19 protein-coding genes, 1 pseudogene and 1 riboswitch are annotated in these 17,910 nt (G+C 44.6%); of the genes and pseudogenes, 6 read left to right on the plus strand and 14 right to left on the minus strand.

Annotation, left to right across the window (positions count from 1 at the left end):
* Positions 1–245: transposase (locus L1D55_RS24860; protein WP_239918908.1), on the plus strand; the 245-nt coding region annotated here is incomplete at its 5' end.
* Positions 246–248: 3 nt separating this feature from the next.
* On the opposite strand, the pseudogene L1D55_RS27740 reads toward L1D55_RS24860, so the two are convergent.
* A pseudogene (locus L1D55_RS27740) lies at positions 249–407 on the minus strand (AraC family transcriptional regulator); the annotation flags it as partial.
* Between the two features lie 195 nt (positions 408–602).
* Entirely contained in the window at positions 603–1,031 is a 429-nt protein-coding gene (locus L1D55_RS24865) for a PACE efflux transporter (RefSeq protein WP_239919245.1), read from the minus strand.
* A gap of 137 nt (positions 1,032–1,168) precedes the next feature.
* On the opposite strand from L1D55_RS24865, the gene L1D55_RS24870 reads away from it, so the two are divergent.
* Positions 1,169–2,071, plus strand: a complete 903-nt coding sequence (locus L1D55_RS24870; RefSeq protein WP_239919246.1) for a LysR family transcriptional regulator — start codon at positions 1,169–1,171, stop codon at positions 2,069–2,071.
* A 372-nt stretch (positions 2,072–2,443) separates the two neighbouring features.
* Positions 2,444–2,788 (plus strand): thiamine-phosphate diphosphorylase, encoded by a 345-nt coding sequence (locus tag L1D55_RS24875; RefSeq protein WP_239919259.1) that lies wholly within the window; start codon positions 2,444–2,446, stop codon positions 2,786–2,788.
* 99 nt (positions 2,789–2,887) lie between these two features.
* On the opposite strand, the gene thiE is transcribed toward L1D55_RS24875, so the two are convergent.
* Positions 2,888–3,505, minus strand: a complete 618-nt coding sequence (thiE, locus tag L1D55_RS24880) for a thiamine phosphate synthase (protein WP_239919247.1) — start codon at positions 3,503–3,505, stop codon at positions 2,888–2,890.
* Between the two features lie 261 nt (positions 3,506–3,766).
* On the opposite strand from thiE, the gene L1D55_RS24885 reads away from it, so the two are divergent.
* Positions 3,767–5,710: a methyl-accepting chemotaxis protein gene (locus L1D55_RS24885; protein WP_239919248.1), complete on the plus strand. Its 1,944-nt coding sequence runs from the start codon at positions 3,767–3,769 to the stop codon at positions 5,708–5,710.
* 135 nt (positions 5,711–5,845) lie between these two features.
* Here L1D55_RS24885 and thiM read toward each other — a convergent pair whose 3' ends face one another.
* From thiM to L1D55_RS24940, 11 genes are all read right to left on the minus strand, one after another.
* Complete coding sequence (gene thiM, locus L1D55_RS24890; RefSeq protein ID WP_239919249.1) at positions 5,846–6,631, minus strand: hydroxyethylthiazole kinase; 786 nt, start codon at positions 6,629–6,631, stop codon at positions 5,846–5,848.
* A 28-nt stretch (positions 6,632–6,659) separates the two neighbouring features.
* A complete protein-coding gene (gene tenA, locus L1D55_RS24895; RefSeq protein WP_239919250.1) occupies positions 6,660–7,340 on the minus strand; it encodes a thiaminase II in 681 nt (226 codons plus the stop codon).
* A gap of 8 nt (positions 7,341–7,348) precedes the next feature.
* Positions 7,349–8,305, minus strand: a complete 957-nt coding sequence (locus L1D55_RS24900) for an ABC transporter substrate-binding protein (RefSeq protein WP_128164710.1) — start codon at positions 8,303–8,305, stop codon at positions 7,349–7,351.
* 119 nt (positions 8,306–8,424) lie between these two features.
* Positions 8,425–9,240 (minus strand): ABC transporter permease, encoded by an 816-nt coding sequence (locus tag L1D55_RS24905; protein ID WP_239919251.1) that lies wholly within the window; start codon positions 9,238–9,240, stop codon positions 8,425–8,427.
* Complete coding sequence (locus L1D55_RS24910) at positions 9,233–9,997, minus strand: ABC transporter ATP-binding protein (protein WP_239919252.1); 765 nt, start codon at positions 9,995–9,997, stop codon at positions 9,233–9,235. Before L1D55_RS24910 ends, L1D55_RS24905 begins: the two co-directional genes overlap by 8 nt.
* Positions 9,987–10,871 (minus strand): bifunctional hydroxymethylpyrimidine kinase/phosphomethylpyrimidine kinase, encoded by an 885-nt coding sequence (gene thiD, locus L1D55_RS24915; RefSeq protein WP_239919253.1) that lies wholly within the window; start codon positions 10,869–10,871, stop codon positions 9,987–9,989. Before thiD ends, L1D55_RS24910 begins: the two co-directional genes overlap by 11 nt.
* A gap of 98 nt (positions 10,872–10,969) precedes the next feature.
* Positions 10,970–11,081, minus strand: a riboswitch (TPP riboswitch).
* 97 nt (positions 11,082–11,178) lie between these two features.
* Positions 11,179–12,096, minus strand: coding sequence for an EamA family transporter (locus tag L1D55_RS24920; protein ID WP_239919254.1), 918 nt, complete (start codon positions 12,094–12,096; stop codon positions 11,179–11,181).
* A gap of 77 nt (positions 12,097–12,173) precedes the next feature.
* Complete coding sequence (locus tag L1D55_RS24925) at positions 12,174–12,914, minus strand: AraC family transcriptional regulator (RefSeq protein ID WP_239919255.1); 741 nt, start codon at positions 12,912–12,914, stop codon at positions 12,174–12,176.
* A gap of 173 nt (positions 12,915–13,087) precedes the next feature.
* The gene (locus tag L1D55_RS24930) at positions 13,088–14,116 is read right to left on the minus strand and encodes a DUF4382 domain-containing protein (protein ID WP_239919256.1); all 1,029 of its coding nucleotides are present in this window, start codon (positions 14,114–14,116) and stop codon (positions 13,088–13,090) included.
* Between the two features lie 412 nt (positions 14,117–14,528).
* Positions 14,529–14,780 (minus strand): DUF2999 family protein, encoded by a 252-nt coding sequence (locus L1D55_RS24935; protein ID WP_004738856.1) that lies wholly within the window; start codon positions 14,778–14,780, stop codon positions 14,529–14,531.
* Positions 14,781–14,887: 107 nt separating this feature from the next.
* A complete protein-coding gene (locus L1D55_RS24940) occupies positions 14,888–15,985 on the minus strand; it encodes a YdcF family protein (RefSeq protein WP_239919257.1) in 1,098 nt (365 codons plus the stop codon).
* A gap of 496 nt (positions 15,986–16,481) precedes the next feature.
* Between L1D55_RS24940 and L1D55_RS24945 the strand changes: the two genes are divergently transcribed.
* Together L1D55_RS24945 and L1D55_RS24950 are read left to right on the plus strand one after the other, a co-directional pair.
* The gene (locus L1D55_RS24945; RefSeq protein ID WP_239919258.1) at positions 16,482–17,162 is read left to right on the plus strand and encodes a glutathione S-transferase family protein; all 681 of its coding nucleotides are present in this window, start codon (positions 16,482–16,484) and stop codon (positions 17,160–17,162) included.
* 579 nt (positions 17,163–17,741) lie between these two features.
* A partial coding sequence (locus tag L1D55_RS24950) for a transposase (protein WP_200905027.1) occupies positions 17,742–17,910 on the plus strand: 169 nt, incomplete at its 3' end.

A 17,910-nucleotide genomic window follows, 5' to 3' on the forward strand; every position in this document is an offset into this window, starting at 1 on the left:
GGCTCTGGGAGGTATGGTGGGCACAAGTGCAAGAAAGTGGAATTAAGCCATTGAAAGAGTTCGCACGAAAACTGAGGCCTTATCTTCACGGTATTATTGGATCGGCAAGTTATCCGCTCAACACCTGCACATTGGAAGGGATAAACAACAAAATAAAGTTAATCAAGCGAATGGGGTATGGGTATCGAGATACAGACTACTTCTTCTTGAAGATAAAAGCGGCTTTCCCCGGAAAGCCGCGATGAACCATTTTTTATGGTTGTCTCTGGGAGATAATCGTAATGATCATTACTAGTAAGAATATCGTTGGGGATTTTTGCGCTACGTAACAAGGTGTAGATTTCACCATCGATGTGGCTCAGCAGTTCAGCAAAAAGCTCTACCTCTTTCTTATCGACCACTGCCATTGTATGAGGGGTATTAGGCATCCTTTCCTCTTATTCTGTTCATTCATGAACTCAAATTGTTTCCTTATTTAAGATAGCAGATTTAGCACAACTTCACATAGGTTTACTAACCAGAACAGTTCATTAAACTCAAATATAAACAACTGGTTAGTAACCATGATACGTGTAACTTGTGAGTATTAGTGTCGAGCTCTTTTATTGAGTTAGAGGCTCAGCTTTACGCACCAAGATCACTCGAACATGGTCGTATATCAGATTGAACACAAACGCGTAAATGGTAATAAAAATAGTCACGCCGATATCCATCAAGAATGCCTGCCAAATTCCTACATTGAGTAAGTAAGCCATGACAGGAATCGTTGCTATGAGCAAACCAGCTTCAAATAACACAACGTGAAACACTCGTAATTTCAATGAACGCTCTGATTTCTCACCGGTGAAGTAACGATCAAAAATGCGATTAAAGCAGTAGTTCCAAACCATCGCGATGGTAGCAACAACTATCATGGTTCCTGATAAGGCATTCACATCGTGATCGGTAAATATTGCTAAGCCGATTATTGAAAGCGTTACGGCCAAAACTTCGAATAACACTGAGTGGAACACTCTTTCTAACGTACTCATACATTCCTCTAAATCATCTAGTATGTGTTGGGTTAGCTAGGATTATGTCACCCGAAATAATAAGAGAAAGTTAACAGCCATCACGAATAGTGATAGCCTGAGCAATTCAATCTAATTCCAAAGTCGCGAGAGATAACATGTACAGTTTTGAGCAATTAAAAGTCTTCGTCACTGTGTGTGAAAGTGGCTCTTTTTCTGCGGCAGCGCGTAAGTTAAAACGAGCTCAATCCGGTGTTAGTCAGTCGATCGCCAACTTAGAAATTGCCATCGACCAAGAGCTGTTCAATAGAGAGAAGAACATCCCCGTTTTAACCTCTACAGGTAAAGCTTTATTGCCTGTCGCTAAATCGATTCTTGATCAACAAAAGTACTTCGACCAAAAAGTAGAATCACTGGCACAAGAAGACGAGCATAAGCTAATTGTTGCTATCGATGAAAGCATCATAGATAAAAATTTCATCAAGATAATCAGCTCCCTAGCCGATCAATTTCCAATCACACACTTCGAAATTATTACGACATCCACCTTCGATGTAGAGGATTTAGTAAGACGAGGAAAAGCACACATCGGTATTATCTATGCGGATGGTGAACTTAAAGTTGATATGGATTTCTTTTTGTTGGGCCAAGCACGCTTCCTAACCGTCAGCTCTGCCGATCATGAGCTCAGCAAGCTCCCAGTAGTTCAAGATTCAGACTTAAAACGCTATCGTCAGTGTGTACACCGCAGTTCAAAGCAACGTGAGCTGTGGTTCACCTATGGGATCAGCTCTATGCTTTGGTATGCCAACACGCACAAAACCATCATCGACCTAGTAGAACAAAACATAGGTTGGGCAAATGTACCTGAAATGATGGTAATGGAAGGTATAAATATAGGAGAACTCGTTGCCTTGCCTGTTGCACACGAGCATGGTGGTTGGATAACTCCGGTAGGGTGCCTGGTGTCACGCCGTCACATCAATGGCCCGGTACTCACGAATCTGATTGAGAAGTTGGAAGGTTACTCTTTGCAATACAATCAATGGCAAGCAAACTAGCTAAAACTACACTGCAATATCGGTAGTGCGTTTCGCCGCACTACCGCATTTCGACACGTTTCACCGATAAATATCTTTGTCGTCTGGACAAAACACCCTAGTTGATGTCCCAAAGTGACATAACTAAACTGCGATCCGAAAGGGGTTGTCGTGCCTATACATGGTTAACGAACCAATCCAAATCGCTCTTTAACACTACTGACCTAACCTCAAATCTCCCGCATAGGCATTGCCTATGACAGCTTCAAATAGATCACTTTTTGAATTTAATTCGCCCCAGTTTATGAGTGCTCTTCGAGTACTTTTTTATATCTAAATGAACCTTTTGGAAAATTTGTCGTGAACGTTTTAAGAAACATTTGCCCTGAGAAAATGGGTAAAGAGCGTAACAAACGAGAGTATGATTTACGCGTACTTAATTGTGTCAGTGAAAGTGAATATGAATCGCGTATGGCGGTTTGGAACAGCCTAACGATGGCTGCAACGCCGTCAGCTTCGGAAACAAAAGGCTTCATCGATGAGGCTTTCAACAAATTACAAAATGACTTAAACGAAACAAGTCGCGAGTTATCCATTAACTACACCGACTTTATTGCGATGGCACATGAGGAAATCAATTACATCAAGATTTTCGTTGCCGATAAAACCTCGCAATACGGCTGGTACGCAGCGATCGCTTTGATGATCATCGGCACTGTTGCTTTGTGTATTCAGTAAGATAGGTCCTATCTTCAACTGAAGCTCCCTTGAGCGCTTTCATACGCGCTAACTAGAAAACAAATGACTCGCTTCATTTGTTTTCTAGTCGCTACAAACTCACTCTCCCATCAGATTTACTAAGTCTTGCGTCGCCTTTTTAGGATCTTCAGCGTGACAGATTGCAGATACTAGCGCTAAGCCGTGAATACCTGTTTCAACCAACTGAGGGATATTAGATTCATTGATACCACCAATCCCGACTATCGGTAACTTGGTTGTTTCCAACGCCAACTCAATGCCTTCGTAACCCCAATGCTTTTTCAGATTTGTTTTTGTCTGAGTCTCAAACAGTGCGCTGAGGCCAATGTAATCAATCGGCAAGTCATCAGCTTCTTGTAACTGCTGTTCAGTCTCAATCGATAAACCAAGAATCTTGTCTGAACCAATCAGCTTGCGGGCTATGGTTGCTGGCATATCTGATTGACCTAAGTGCAAACCATCGGCATCCACAGCTAATGCTACATCAACTCGATCATTAATGATCAATGGCACACCTGTTCCAACTAAAACGGATTTGACGGCTTCTGCACGCTCGATGAAGGCTCTCACATCTCCGTGCTTCTCTCTTACTTGAACCATAGTAACGCCACCAGCAACCGCTTTTTCAACCACAAACTTAAGCGTTTCTAGATCTTGTTGGTCGTCAGTAACCAAGTAGAGCTTGTAAGGGTTCATACCGTTCCTTTTTAATCGATTTCTATCATTAATGTTCTGCTATTTTAACGACAAATCGCCTGCTATGCATGGGAGTTAATACTAAAATCTCTGCGTTGCGCGAACAGATCAAATACGCAACTCGTTGAAAGCATATCGAAAAATCTGAACTTTTTAACCAAAGCGTTACTTATTACACAAACTATTCACTTTGAGCATGCCCGATACACAGTTTTATGGAATACTCCAAAATGAAGGAATCAGGTAAATATAGGGATAGTTATGCGCCACCTTTCTATAGCGCTAAAGATCAAGCTGGGGTTTGCCATCTGCTTGCTCTTTTTCGTCATTTCAGGCCTTGTGAGCTACAAAGGCATTCAAACCTTGTCGAACGGCTTTAGTGAGTACAGCGAACTCAGCCACAAAGCGACTCAATCTGGCAACATTCAAGTCCACTTTCTTCAGATGCGTTTAGCCTCTGAACGTTACTTAGAGTCATTGGATGAGCAATACGAAGCGAACTATCAATCAAGCAAACTGGCGATCGATGATCTGCTCAATAACTTAATCGAAAACACCACTAACACTGATAGCCTATCAAGCTTACAGCTGGTTCAAGACAGCGTTGCAGCCTTTGATACTGCCTATAGCTCAATGAAGCAGAGCCAGCTAATGATCGACCAGCTAGTCAATGTTGAGATGGTCAAAAGAGAGACCAACGCGTTAAAAGCAGCTCAGAGTTTGTTGTATGAGTCTTACAATAACAACGATCCAAACGCGAGCTTGTACGCGGGTATGCTTATGGAGAACTTCCTCGCAGCTAAGATCGCAGTCATCAGCTACTCAAACAACAACGACCTTAAAACCTACGAAGCGGGTAAAGATATCTTTGAATACGCTCTACCAGGTATTGAAGGTGATATTGAGTCTCTGAAATCCTCTCCTTACCAAAGCGAACTGATTGAAGACTTCTCTAACCAGCGTGAAGCCTATGCGAAAGGCTTTGAACAAGTTCATCAACAGATGCTTGAGAACACTCAAAGAACCGCTACCCTATCCTCGATTGGCGACAGCTTAGCGATCGCTGTGGCTGATGCTCAAAGCATTCTAGAACAACAGAAACAAGCGCTCACACCAGAGCTACAAGCCAGTGAAACGCGCTCAATTCAAATCATCATCTTACTAACGGGTGTCGCGTTAGTTATCGGTATGACAAGCGCTGTGTTAGTCACTCGCTCTATCACTAAAGGCATCGCACAGGTTAAACAGATCACCAATGAGCTTTCTCAAGGCAACCTGAATGTTGAGGTTAACATTGAGAGCAAGAACGAGATTGGTGAACTGCTGACTAACATGGAGATCACCATTGAATCTCTGCGTGATATCGTAAGCCAAGTGAACCGCTCTAGTGTGCGTATTGGCGAAATGTCTGAATCACTCAATCAAGTAACTAACAACAGCTCGACCAACGCAACGCAGTTGAACAACGAGATGATGAACATCTCAACCGCAGTCGACCAACTGGCTTCAAGTACATCTGAAATTGCTTCAAGTGCTAATCATGCCTCTCAAGTTGCCAACCAAGCAACTGAGAACGTCGCGATGGGCCTTAAAGAAGTAGACAAAACACTGCATGAAATTGGCAGCGCCGACGAGAGCATGCAGGTCAGCAGCCAGAAAGTGACCGACCTCCACAAAGAGTCGATGAACATTGGCGCGATACTGGAAGTAATCAAAGGCGTATCAGAGCAGACCAACCTTCTCGCGCTGAATGCCGCGATTGAAGCCGCTCGCGCAGGTGAACAAGGTCGCGGATTTGCCGTAGTAGCAGATGAGGTAAGAACGCTCGCTAAACGAACCCAAGACTCTGCTAGCCAGATTGATGAGCTCATCACCTCACTACAACGTGGCGCTAAAGATGCGTTAGAGTCGATTAAAGAGAGTCACAGCACGGTTTCAGATGCTTCAACACAGGCGCAGCAAGCTTCTCAGAACTTACATGTAATTAATCAACACATCCAAGACCTGAACCAAGCAAATAGCCAAATCGCAGTGTCGGTTGATGAGCAAGATCGTCTTACCAAATCACTGGGTGAAAATGCGCAAGGTGCGAATACCATCGCGCAAAGTAACCAAGAGTCAGTCAGCAGCATTTCAGGTGCAGCGAGCGACTTGACCGAGGTTGCGCATCACCTAGAGAGCCAAGTAAACCGATTTAGAACCTAGTCAGCCAGTCTATACACGTCTGGTACAGTTCCAAACCAATAATAAAAAGCCCCCAACACATAAGTGTCGGGGGCTTTTCTATAACTAAAGCGTTTAAGTTAGGCTTCTAACTGATTGCTTAGGTGCAGATGAACCTTATTGAATCTTCAAACGTTGAATCAGAGTTTCTTCGTCTAACTGATACAGCTCATCAAGCAAGTTCATTTGCAAGCTACCTGGGCCGCGAGAGTTCTCAGCAGCAATTTCACCAACCACACCTAATACCGCAGCCGCAGCCAAACCGCTTTCATCACCAACAGCAGCAAATGCGCCAGTCAACGCCGTTAAGATACAACCCATGCCTGTGACATACGGCATCATTTTATGCCCATTGTTTAACGTTACTACACTGTCTTTAGTGACAACGTAATCCGTCTCGCCTGAGAGCACCACATTTGCACCGTATTCAGCCACTAAGCACTGTGCAGCACCTAACGCAGCATCACTGCTATCAAGCGCATCCACACCTTTGCTCTGCGCTTGCTCGCCCGCCAATGCAATAATCTCAGACGCGTTACCACGAATGATTAGCTTATCCGCTAAACGGGCGATTTGACGGGACGTCTCAGTACGTAGCGTGCTTGCACCACAACCGACAGGGTCAAGCACCACAACCTTGTTGTTCGCGTTAGCTTGTTCAACCGCGAAGCACATTCTTGGCGTCCAGACACTGTCGAGCGTACCAATGTTGATCACCAAAGCGCCAGAAAATGACATCATCTCAGCCAGTTCTTGTTGCGAGTGCGCCATGATAGGCGAAGCACCAATTGCCAATAACGCATTGGCTGTGTTGTTCATCACCACGTAGTTAGTAATATTCACAACCAGTGGCTTTTGCTCTCGTACTGCACGCAGCGATTGGATGATTTGTTCAGTTAGCATGGATTAATCCTTATTCGTGAAAGTCGCTTTAAGCGGCTGTTGAGTCAGTAAGTGCATTCAGACCTTGCTGCCAGAAAGCCACTTCCATACGCGTTGCCGTTTTAAAGATATGAACGATGTTCTGACCGCGCTCGCTGTTAATATCAATTTCAGCCAGTAGCTGGTTGAAATACTCTGCGCCCGTTGCCACGCCAGACTGGAACTCTTCCCCGCCGTAAAGCTGTAACCAGCTTGCGTATGGGTTGTCTTCCAAAACAGTATCGCTGCTTTCCAATAGCGCTTTACCAATCACGGCATAACCAATTGAACACGGAGCCAGTGCCGCATAAAGATCGACAAGATCACCCGTCATACCCGCATCTAAAACGTAGCGCGTGTAAGCGACGGTGCCGAAATCTTCGGGTTCGTTTTCTAAATCAGATTCCGTTAAACCCCACTGACCACAGTAAGTCACGTGGTGTGAAATTTCAGAATCTAGCAGCGCATGAACACTTGGCAGAGCACGGCGCATATCAGCCAAGGTTTTAGCCTTGTATATCGCTAACGCGTACGCGCGGGCATACTGCTTCAAAAACAGAAAATCTTGCTTTAGGTAATGCAGAAAACACGGCTGAGCCAAAGTGCCGTTCGCCAGCGTTTTCACAAAATCATGCTCGGTGTAGTCTTGCCAATCTTGCTGGCAGGCTTGGATTAAGTCTTGATATTTCATGAGATTCCTTAGTCAAAAGTCGGTACGTAATCAGCGGCTTTTGGTAGTGATTTAATAATGCCTTTGTCGAACATGAACTGTGCGTAATCATCGTAACGCTTCATATCTACTGCAGAAGGGCGAAGTGCAAAACGAGTCAATGTGTCGTTCCATGCACGTTGGTTTAGCTCGTTGTTTAACGTATCTGGCGAATACGCCACAAACTCACTCCAAGAGTCTTGCGGGTGGTTCACAATGTAAGTCGTTGCTTGCTCGAGTGCTTTGTTGAATGCTTTGATTGCTTCGTCGTCGTGTTTCTTTGCGTTCGCCACAAAGATCAACTCGTCGTAAGCTGGCACACCGTGCTCTTCTGGGAAGAATGCTTTGGCTTTAAAGCCTTCAAGGGCTAGTTGGTTCGTTTCGAAGTTACGTAAGCCACCCCAGATGGCATCTACCTTTCCTGATGCCAGTGAAGACGAAAGAGCCCAACCAACATTGATGGTTTGCACATCTGTAAACGCAACGTTTTCCTGAGCCAGCATGGTACCGATCGTCGCTTCTTCATTACCCGCAATCGCGATACCGATCTTCTTGCCTTTCAGATCCGCTAACGAATCGTTCTTGCCGTTATCCAGCACCATTAGTGTGTTCAGCGGTGTTGCAATAAGGGTTGATGCTCGAACCAAAGGCAAACCTGCAGCGACATCCATAGTTAAACTTGGTTGGTAGGTTACTGCGAGATCGACCTTACCTGCTGCAACGAGTTTTGCTGGCGTGCTTGGGTCAGCTGGCTCTTGGATTTCAATCTCTAGGCCCTGATCTGCAAAGTAACCACGCTCTTGAGCAATCACAATTGGGCCGTGGTTCGGGTTTACAAACCAATCCAACATCAGTGTCAGTTTCTTGTGTTCCGAATCCGCGAATGCATGACCTGAAACTAGCGAAGCAAGCAGTGCCACTGCACCTACCAATTTGGTGTTTTTCATAGTTAACCTTTCCTTTTGAATATTATTATTGTGTTTGTCGATCTAATTTCTAACGAGGTTTGTTTAGTTAAATAGCCTTGAGCGAAGCCTTATTAAACAAAGAGTTATTGAGCTAGCCATCACTGGTTCTCCCAAGGGATAGCTTTTTTGAGTAATTTGTCTGTGATGAAGTAGAGCGAGATAGAGAGCACCGCCAAGATAAACAAGGCAGCAAACATCTCATCAATGATCATGCGCGCATTGGCTTGCAGCATTAAGTAGCCTAGCCCCTCACTCGAACCCACCCACTCGCCGACAACCGCGCCAATCGGAGCGATAACCACAGCCACACGAATACCTGACGCCAATGTTGGCAGAGCGGCAGGAAGTTGAATGTGGCGTAGCAGTTGCCATTTCGATGCACCCATCGTCTTAGCGAGATCAAGATACCCAGTCGGAGTATTTCGCAGGCCGTCATAACAACAGGTAGTTACAGGGAAGAAAATTATGATTGCCGCCATCACTACTTTTGAGGCGATACCATAGCCAAGCCACAGCATCAGTACTGGCGCAATCGCAAATACAGGGATCGCTTGGCTAGCAATCAAGATCGGCAACAGCCAACGTTTCAATGGCTCGAACATCAACATCTGCAAAGCGAAAAATAGCCCCATCGTCAGACCTAGTAATAGCCCTAGTAAGATCTCTTGTGCGGTCACCCAGGTGTGTTTGAGCAACACATCGTAGCGTTCAATCAGCTTGAGAAAGACTTCTGCTGGCGCTGGCAGAATAAAGCTTGGCATTTCGAAAACCACGACCACAAGTTGCCATAAGCCGAGAATCACAACACTGCTAATTAGCAAACGCGTGACGGGATTCATCTGACTTGAACGTTCAGTGCTAGTCTGTACATTCGTCGGCTGAGTGACAGCTTCACTTCGCGTAAAATCAGTCATAATCACGCTCCAACTGCTCTAAGATCGCCTGTTGTAACTCGGCACACTCACCATCGAGCACTCGTGGCGTCGCCGTGTGAGGCACAGATAAAGAGTGAGCACTCGCAGGCGTGCCTTGCAACACATATAAGTTATCCGCCAAACGCACCGCTTCTTGCGGATCATGGGTGATCAACACAACGGTTTTATCTCTCAACAGTTCACACGCTAAACTCTGTAACTTGTGTCTTGTTACCGCATCCAACGCAGAGAAAGGCTCATCCATCAACACGACAGGTTTGTCTTGCATTAAGGTGCGAGCTAACGCAACACGCTGGCGCATACCTCCAGACAACTGATCCGGCATAGTATCTGCGTAATCGGCCAAACCAACTGAAGCGAGTAACTCGAACGCTCGGTTCTTTTGCTCTGCGTTTTGATGCTTGTTAGTAGTGTTCTGGAAGCGATGGCTCAGGCATACATTGTCGATAACCGACAACCATGGCAGTAACAAATCTTGCTGTGCCATGTATGCGATACGATCAGTTAGAGGCAGTTCATCAGACGTTGCCAATGTACCCTGCCACTCCACCTTGTCTTCCAACAAACCTGCCAAATAACGCAATACCGTCGTTTTCCCACAACCACTGCGCCCAAGTAGCACTGTCCACTTACCTTCGCTTAAGTTAAGTGACAGCCCCGACAGGGTCGCGTGCTCGCTATCTTGGTAACGCAACGTCGCATTGCTAAGTTGAACGCCAACCGTATTAACGGACATTACCGTGCCCAGCGAAAAAGTGATTTACTGGGCCATGACCTTGACCGACTTTCAACTCGTCAGCATGGGCAATCGCGCGTGAAATGTATTGTTTACCCAGGTCTACAGCCTCTGGGAGCGTGTTGCCTTGAGCCAAGAAAGAAGCAATAGCAGAAGAGAGCGTGCAGCCCGTTCCATGAGTGTTTTTGGTAGGAAAACGCTTCGCGCTAATCACAGCAGATGTAGTTGGTAGAATCAGTAAGTCATTGCTGTTTTCATCTTTCTCTAGATGACCACCTTTTAGCAGAACGGCTTTAGCACCTAAAGCGCGCAGATCTTCGATCATGTCCTGCATTTCGGCTTCGCTTTCAGGAACGGCTTTTCCTGTCAGTGCAGCGCCTTCAGGTAAGTTAGGCGTAATAATGTCGGCGAGCGGAATCAGCTCTTGTTTTAGCGTAGTGATAGCTGAGTTTTCTAGAAGAAGGTCGCCGCTTGTCGCGACCATTACCGGGTCAATTACCAAGTGTTTTGGTTGGTATTGTTTGATTTTGTCTGCAACGACTTTGATGATTTGCGAATCCGCCAACATACCAACTTTTACCGCCACGATATTCAGATCGGTGAACACCGCATCTAACTGGCTGGCAACATGCTCAAGTGGGATTGGAAAAATGGCTGATACGCCTTGAGTATTCTGAGAAGTAATCGCAGTAATCACCGAACAAGCAAAGCTACCTGTTGCAGACATGGCTTTAATATCCGCTTGAATACCTGCACCGCCGCCACTATCAGAACCAGCAATGGTTAAAACAATCGGAGTATTGACCACCGAAGATTGGTTGTGTGGTGTTTGAGTATTCTGAAGTGGCGCTTGAGTGTTGGAATGCTGCGTCATGATCGCTCCTACTATCTAAAAGACGTAAGAGAACCGAACTTTGGCCGTAAAGAGATTGTGGAAGTGAAACCAATGAGAGATCATTGTTAGACCACATAGACAAAGTCATCATAGTTCCCTACGCCAGTGTTAACTGAATCAGGTTCAACGGGTCTCGAATAACGATCTCAGCAAATACCAATTAAGGTAGATGCCCCCCGACTATTGATAACGATAGTAACAGCACTCTCGCGACTGAGATACTCATTTTATTCATTTATAAGATACAAGCATGAATAAAATTCAATTTAGCTTTGTTAACAAGCACTTAGTTTCGCTGATTATTTGGTTGTGATTGAATAAATAAACACATGACAATCAACAACATACCTATCCAACCGACCAAAGGTATACGCTCCCCCACAATCCAAACAGCCAATACGGCGGCAACCACAGGCTCAAGCAAAGTAATCAAATTCGCACTACTTGCGGTGACATGTCGTAACCCGAAACTGAACGCGATATAACCCAAACATTGAGGAAGTAACACCAAGTAACTCACCACGAATACGTTCGTGCTTGAAGCGAATAGATTGTCACCAGTGAACCACAGCGTTGGTAATAACAACATTGCACCTAAACCAAATATGCTGCCCATTGCCGCTTGCGACTTAATGCCTTCGTCTATCTGAGCTTTTGTCGCCCACGAATAAATGGCGTAACACAACCCAGCAACCAAACCTAAACCAATACCTAAAAGCTTCAGGCCATCATTAGGTTCGCTCCCCACTGACGACTCAGAAAATACCAATAATCCAATACCAACCACGCCAATGGCAAAGCTCGTTAGCCAACGTTTATTAATATTATTATTTTTGCTAATAAGACACTCTAAAAGTGCAGAAAAGAACGGAGCAGTAGCTATCGACACCACCGTTCCCATCGCGACACCCGATAATTTCATCGAGGAGTAGAAAGCCAAAGGATAAATTGCCAAAGCCAGTGCACTCGCTGCTAGCAGCTTTTTGTTGAGCAAAAGCTTATCAAGTGAAGACAGGATCTTTCGATACGCCAAGACCGCCTGTATTAAGCCGCCGACGCCCATTGAAAAAGCACCAATCGCTAATGGGCTGAGATCAGGCGCAAAGCTTGCGGCTGTACCTGTCGTGCCCCATAAAACAGATGCAAACACGATAGCTAAAGTGCCTGTTTGGAATTCGTTAACGCGATTGATGGCAAGATTCATTGCTATTACCTAGTCTATTTTCATTTCTGAAATAGATAATAGTGAACATACTTTGGTTTTAGTTTGCAGAAAGGACGCTATTCTTGTTTTGGAAGACTCTCTTTCACCGAACCCAAAAACGCCCTTGGAGACATGCCAAAGTGCTGAGAGAAGCGTCGACTGAATGCAGACAAGTCGCTATAACCCACATTTTCTGCGACCAATTGAACGGGTAAATCGGTATGACTTAGCAAGGCTTGTGCTTTCTCCATACGATAACGAGTGATGTATTTAAGCGCACTGATTCCAATACACTCTTTAAAGCGCTTCTTAAATTGAGTGGGACTCAAGCAAGCCGTTTCTGCAAGCTTAGAAATTGATAGGGGCTGGGCGTAATTATCCGCAATGAATCTTTGGACCACACGAATACGAGGATCGATGCTCTTACTTACTTGTTGTTGCCCTAATAACAGTGAAAACACATCCAAGATAGATGATTCAATGCCACTGTCGACTTGATATTCCAGCTGCTTTTCAACAAACAGCAAGAAGCTCATTAAAGGTGGCGTTATGGTGAACACCGAGAGCTCATTCTCTAGCAAGTGCTGCGGTAACTCCACCATATCTGCAACAATAAACCGTGCCGCTTCATCCGCCTTAAACGCATGCGCTGTGGTGACAGGAATCACCACACATTCACCGACAGAAACCTTGCCAACATACCCCACCATTTCAATGCTAATACTCCCCTGAATGGGCAGCACCAGTTGATGGTAACCATCATGGGCATGAGTATTAAATTGCTTGGTGTAAGATCGAATGCTTAAGCTAGATTTCATGAGCAACGCCAGAGTACATTTCGCTAGGTTAAAGTAAGAGATACGAAGTTACATTATCACTTCCCTAGAGTCACACTCAATGCTCATCAAATTCATGTTAATTAGGTGACGTTATCAAAAACGGCCTCTAAATATGAGGCCGCTTTTATTAAATATCGTCTTTTACGCCAAGGTTAGAATGACACTTGGCTGTCTTGACCAATCACTACCTGAACATTACTTTGAACATCATAGATTTCAAAACCATCAGCAATCGGATCAACATTATCTTCATCACTGTCATGCTGCGCGGTACAGGTATAGCCTAATGAATAAGTACCTGGATCAATAAAACCAAGAGAAAACTCATAGTTGGTCTGTGCTTGATTTATTGTCACTGATGCTGAAGTAATCGGTTTCACTTCATCGCTGCCGCCAATCGGAGCCATGTCAGCTTTATCGACGTTGCCGTCATACAGATAAACCGACTGAACGAACGTGCTATCGTCTGTAGGATTACAAGCTTCGAAAGTAGTGGTTGCAACAGTACCTTCAATGTTACCAGTCTCAACCGTATTGATAAGGCTTACAGACGTTCTTTGAATAGTGTAATCAGGGAAAGTCGAACTGTTGTTTAGGCCACGTCGAAGATCGAACTCGACAACAAAATCGTTACTCTGTTGGTTCACATTGAACGAATCATTAAAGTAAAGCACGCCAGCGTTATCTTCTTTACCCACACCTTGCGGGCACGCGCCTTCACCTTTAACTGTTAACTCACGATTCGTATCATCATTTTCTATCACGTAAGATGGATCTGTTGGATGATCGCCATCATTCGCGAACACACACAATTTATAGCTGCCTACCGGAATAACCTCATTTTCAATCAAGGGAAGCGCATCGCTGCCTTGATAATCCAACAAATTCACACTTAATGGAATCGGGTCTTCACCATCTGGCAATGGATCGCCGTTCTCATCAACATAATCGCCATTTTCGTCCGTTTTATATACATCATAAATCAGTGGCGAACCTCCTCCTTGGGGAAGTAAAGCGACCTTACTGAATGTCACCGTCACATCTTTAACATCATCGACAGGCGCATCACTCACGCTCAAAGTAATGGGTGTCGTACTGCTTGATGACCCAGAGTCACCACCACAACCGACAAGCCCAGCCAGCACGAGGCTCGCTAAAGCTGTTTCCTTAAAATACTTCATAACTAATTTCCTATAAATCACTGCTCAATAAAGGACCTAGCCAGTTGCCCTTTTCATTTTTGTTGTGACTCATTGGTAACCAGTACATTGCTTAACATTTACTCCCTTTATTAGGGCTATCTCTATACAAATGCACAGTTAACCAAGGTACACATATCAAGTCGCGCATAGGTTAGTTAGGTTTAGTAAGGAATTTGTCAGTATGGTTTTTAGTTTGGCAAGTTTGCTGTCAATTATGTTGAAACGGTCGGTATGTATTGCGTCAGATAAGATTATTGAAAGTAACTCCACCAAAGCCCTAACTTACCACCAAGATCAAAAAAGGCCGTTAAGACAGCCTATTGCTGAACTTAAACGACCTTTTTATTGAATGCAGATTAAGCCAAACCGGTATTAGCTCATTCAGGCTCAATTATTTTTGAAGTTGCTCTTTAGCGGCTTCAACCTTAGAAAAATCTAGGCCAAGTTCTTCAACTGCTTCTTTGATTAGCGCAGGGTTTTGCATTACCTGACCCATAAGCATTTGAAGCTTGTCTTGTGGTAAACCAAGTTGGCTGATCGTCGCCATTGCTGCAAGAGGGTTTTCAGTCAACGTTTGGAATAGCTCGCTGATTTGCGCGTCGCTAATATTGTTCTCTTTCAACATTGCTAGAATCGGGTTCATCTTTTTACCTTTGAAACACTAAATAAAATAGGAGCACAGCATAACATCTAGCTGTGCTCGATTGTACTAGCAACTTATACTTTGCCTGCTTTGAAGTAACACTAAACTTAGCGAGACTCTAACGGGTAAGAGCGGTAACTCCACATACCATAAGTTCTAAGGGCATCACGGTAGATACCTAGTAGCTCACCATCACTTGCTTTCTTAAGCTCTGAAAGTGGCTTATCAGGGTAAGAAACCGTATCGAAAGTAATGCCCTGAGGTCCCGTTTGCCAGCTTGCCACTTCAAACAGAGTTTGACCACGGCGAACGTGGCTTGCCGAGCTGATAATCGTCGCGTGTTTAATGTTGTGGCTAGCTAACGCATAACTACTGAACAAGGCATTGCCGACCGTGCTAGTCGCATAGTTTTCTTCAATGATGCGATCTTTGCTTACCCCTTTTTCGATAAGCCAGTCCGCCATCAACTTGCCTTCAGTCTTGTGGTTCTTTGGCACACCACCCGTTAACACGATCATCGCATCTGGATTCGCCTTAGCCATCGCCAATGTCGTCTCAAGACGCTCAATCAAGATCTGATGCATTGAGCCGTCTGGATTCAGCGCGTAACCTAGAGTAACGATAGCGCCGTGATCATCCAACAAACCTTTGCCTGCAGATTCTTTAAGCGGCGTTTCTAACACGCGATCGACCGTAGCAAAAATGCGTTTGATGTCTTCTGCTTTACCTTTGTTCAGGCTTTCTAGCTTCTCCATGTGCTTGTTGGATTCACTTTGATTGCCTTCAAAACGCTGCCAAACCGCAAGGTAAGCGTGAAGGTCAACATCGTCTGGTGCAACCGTAAGCGCTTGTTCAAACAGCTCAATCGCGCGCTCTGCATTTTTGTTGTAGATCTGAGCGTTCGCTGCCGAGATCAGCAAGTCGGTACGATAAGGTTCTAGTTGGTATGCCTCTAGCAGTCGGTTAGTCACAATTTCCATGTTGCTTGGCATTTTTGCCGTGAAACCGGCGTGAGAAATTCTCGCCGGAGACTTAAACGCCTGTAGCGCATCAAGAAGCAATTGATCGACAACTTGTCGCTTCGTCACTAGCTGCGCGTAATCCGCAGAAGCTTGAACTGCGCCATCGCTAGCAGCAAAAGAAAATGGGGCTGTGCCAAAGGCCAGCATGCCACCAAGAGCGAGGGCGATAATGTTCTTTTTCATGAGGGTATCCTGTGTAGATAAGTGTTCACATCAGATTTGTACCCCAATGTAAGTCCCTAAAATTAAAAAACTGTGAACCACACCAGAATCTCTAAGGTTAATATTCATTTGTTGCATAAGGTGTGGCAGCAGATCACGATTTCGAACTTACCAATAAGCCTGTGCATCCAGATAATTCTGGTTTGAACCAGTGCTCACGTTTTTATTGGAATATATGACTGCGGATTTCATACGCCCTATCCCGCCACAAACCACTGATAACAAATCCGAACTCCGCATAAAACAACGCATCAAAGAAGCAGCTTTAAGCTCACTATTCTCAACAATTTAAACTCAACACACTGAATCGCGCGATGATCATCCTCGCTCAAATAACGAAGTTTTAAACGCATAGACTTGGGATAAGAATCAACAAACTTTCAAATAATTTAAAACCAATTATTGAACGATCGTTCAGGTAATGCTTTAATGAATTACCAATACAAGGAGTTACCCCATGCTTAAGTTCTATTTTCACCAAACACCAAACCCAATGAAGATCGCTTTGTTTCTAGAAGAGACAGGCCTAGATTTTGAACTCGTTCCAGTTGATACCTTAAAAGGTGAGCAACACACGCCGGAATATCGCTTAATAAACCCAAATGGAAAAACACCTGCGATCGAAGACGAAGGACAACGCGTGTTCGATTCGAACGCCATCCTTCTGTACCTATCAGAGAAAACTGGCAAGCTTGGGGGACAACCAGAAGACCGAGCTGAACTGTTATCTTGGATGATGTTTATTGCGAGTGGCCTTGGCCCATACTCCGGCCAATCGGTACACTTCCGCCATGCTGCGCCAGCAGGCCTAGACTACGCAGTGAACCGTTACCTGCGTGAAGCACAACGTCATTACGAAGTGCTAGAAAAGCATATGGAAGGTCGTGAGTTTATCGTCGGTAATGAGTACACCATTATCGATGTAGCCGCATGGGGCTGGATTGATAAAGCACCTGTCGTACTTGGTGAAGAAGGCTTAGAACCATACCCGAATTTGAAGCGCTGGTTTAACGCCATCAACACTCGCCCAGCCGCACTTCGCGCCCGTGAAACAGGCAAAGACATCGAGTTTAAAACCGAACGGGATGAAGAAGCGAAACGAGCGTTGTTTCCTTCGAATTATCCTATCAACGACTAATCCGTCATAAAATAAACATTTCTAGTAGATGGTTACTAGAGATAAATAGATGCCAATAGTGTTGCTACGGTAAGTTAATAGTTTTCAACTTCAGCTAGCCTACCAACACTATTGATATTCCTTTCCGTCGTCATAACCTTCATCGACATAACACCTTCTGCACCTCCACCCGTACATAAAAACTTGCTATAAAGACAAACGCCCAGAAAAAGAAATAATTGAATCATATACTTATATAAGCCCTCATTAGGTACATGTAACGAAATGAGAACAATCACCACAATAGATTATAACATTTAAAAATAAATTTAATTTAAGATGCTAATTCAAACAATCGACCCTTCTGATAATTTTATTATTTAGTAATAAAATTCTAGGATAAAAGATGAATTCAGGCTGCTTAAGCGCCTTGGTTGCAATGATATTTGGGACGGGCTACTTAGCTATAGCTTTTTCAGGGCTTGAAAATCAATTTGGGCTGGCATGGGCAGGCGCTGCATGGCTTTGTTGCGTAATTCAATGGAACTAAATMCAGAACCTACGATCTGAGCAGCTACCTCCACTCTCTCTCGTAGTCCTATGCCTAAGCCTCGTTACAAAACAACCAACTGGAAGCAATACAACCAATCACTCATTAACCGTGGTTCTCTGACCTTTTGGATTGATGAAGAAGCAATAAGCGGGTGGGCGCAAAGCAAACAGAATAAGCGCGGGAGGCCGCGTCGGTTCAGTGATTTAGCTATCACGA

This window comes from Vibrio sp. Isolate22 (assembly GCF_022398115.1).
Lineage (GTDB): Bacteria > Pseudomonadota > Gammaproteobacteria > Enterobacterales > Vibrionaceae > Vibrio.

Coding starts and splice junctions, on each gene's coding strand:
- L1D55_RS24865 (WP_239919245.1), bottom strand. CDS start 1,031: ATGAGTACGTTAGAAAGAGTGTTCCACTCAGTGTTATTCGAAGTTTTG.
- L1D55_RS24870 (WP_239919246.1), top strand. CDS start 1,169: ATGTACAGTTTTGAGCAATTAAAAGTCTTCGTCACTGTGTGTGAAAGT.
- L1D55_RS24875 (WP_239919259.1), top strand. CDS start 2,444: ATGGGTAAAGAGCGTAACAAACGAGAGTATGATTTACGCGTACTTAAT.
- thiE (WP_239919247.1), bottom strand. CDS start 3,505: ATGAACCCTTACAAGCTCTACTTGGTTACTGACGACCAACAAGATCTA.
- L1D55_RS24885 (WP_239919248.1), top strand. CDS start 3,767: ATGCGCCACCTTTCTATAGCGCTAAAGATCAAGCTGGGGTTTGCCATC.
- thiM (WP_239919249.1), bottom strand. CDS start 6,631: ATGCTAACTGAACAAATCATCCAATCGCTGCGTGCAGTACGAGAGCAA.
- tenA (WP_239919250.1), bottom strand. CDS start 7,340: ATGAAATATCAAGACTTAATCCAAGCCTGCCAGCAAGATTGGCAAGAC.
- L1D55_RS24900 (WP_128164710.1), bottom strand. CDS start 8,305: ATGAAAAACACCAAATTGGTAGGTGCAGTGGCACTGCTTGCTTCGCTA.
- L1D55_RS24905 (WP_239919251.1), bottom strand. CDS start 9,240: ATGACTGATTTTACGCGAAGTGAAGCTGTCACTCAGCCGACGAATGTA.
- L1D55_RS24910 (WP_239919252.1), bottom strand. CDS start 9,997: ATGTCCGTTAATACGGTTGGCGTTCAACTTAGCAATGCGACGTTGCGT.
- thiD (WP_239919253.1), bottom strand. CDS start 10,871: ATGACGCAGCATTCCAACACTCAAGCGCCACTTCAGAATACTCAAACA.
- L1D55_RS24920 (WP_239919254.1), bottom strand. CDS start 12,096: ATGAATCTTGCCATCAATCGCGTTAACGAATTCCAAACAGGCACTTTA.
- L1D55_RS24925 (WP_239919255.1), bottom strand. CDS start 12,914: ATGAAATCTAGCTTAAGCATTCGATCTTACACCAAGCAATTTAATACT.
- L1D55_RS24930 (WP_239919256.1), bottom strand. CDS start 14,116: ATGAAGTATTTTAAGGAAACAGCTTTAGCGAGCCTCGTGCTGGCTGGG.
- L1D55_RS24935 (WP_004738856.1), bottom strand. CDS start 14,780: ATGAACCCGATTCTAGCAATGTTGAAAGAGAACAATATTAGCGACGCG.
- L1D55_RS24940 (WP_239919257.1), bottom strand. CDS start 15,985: ATGAAAAAGAACATTATCGCCCTCGCTCTTGGTGGCATGCTGGCCTTT.
- L1D55_RS24945 (WP_239919258.1), top strand. CDS start 16,482: ATGCTTAAGTTCTATTTTCACCAAACACCAAACCCAATGAAGATCGCT.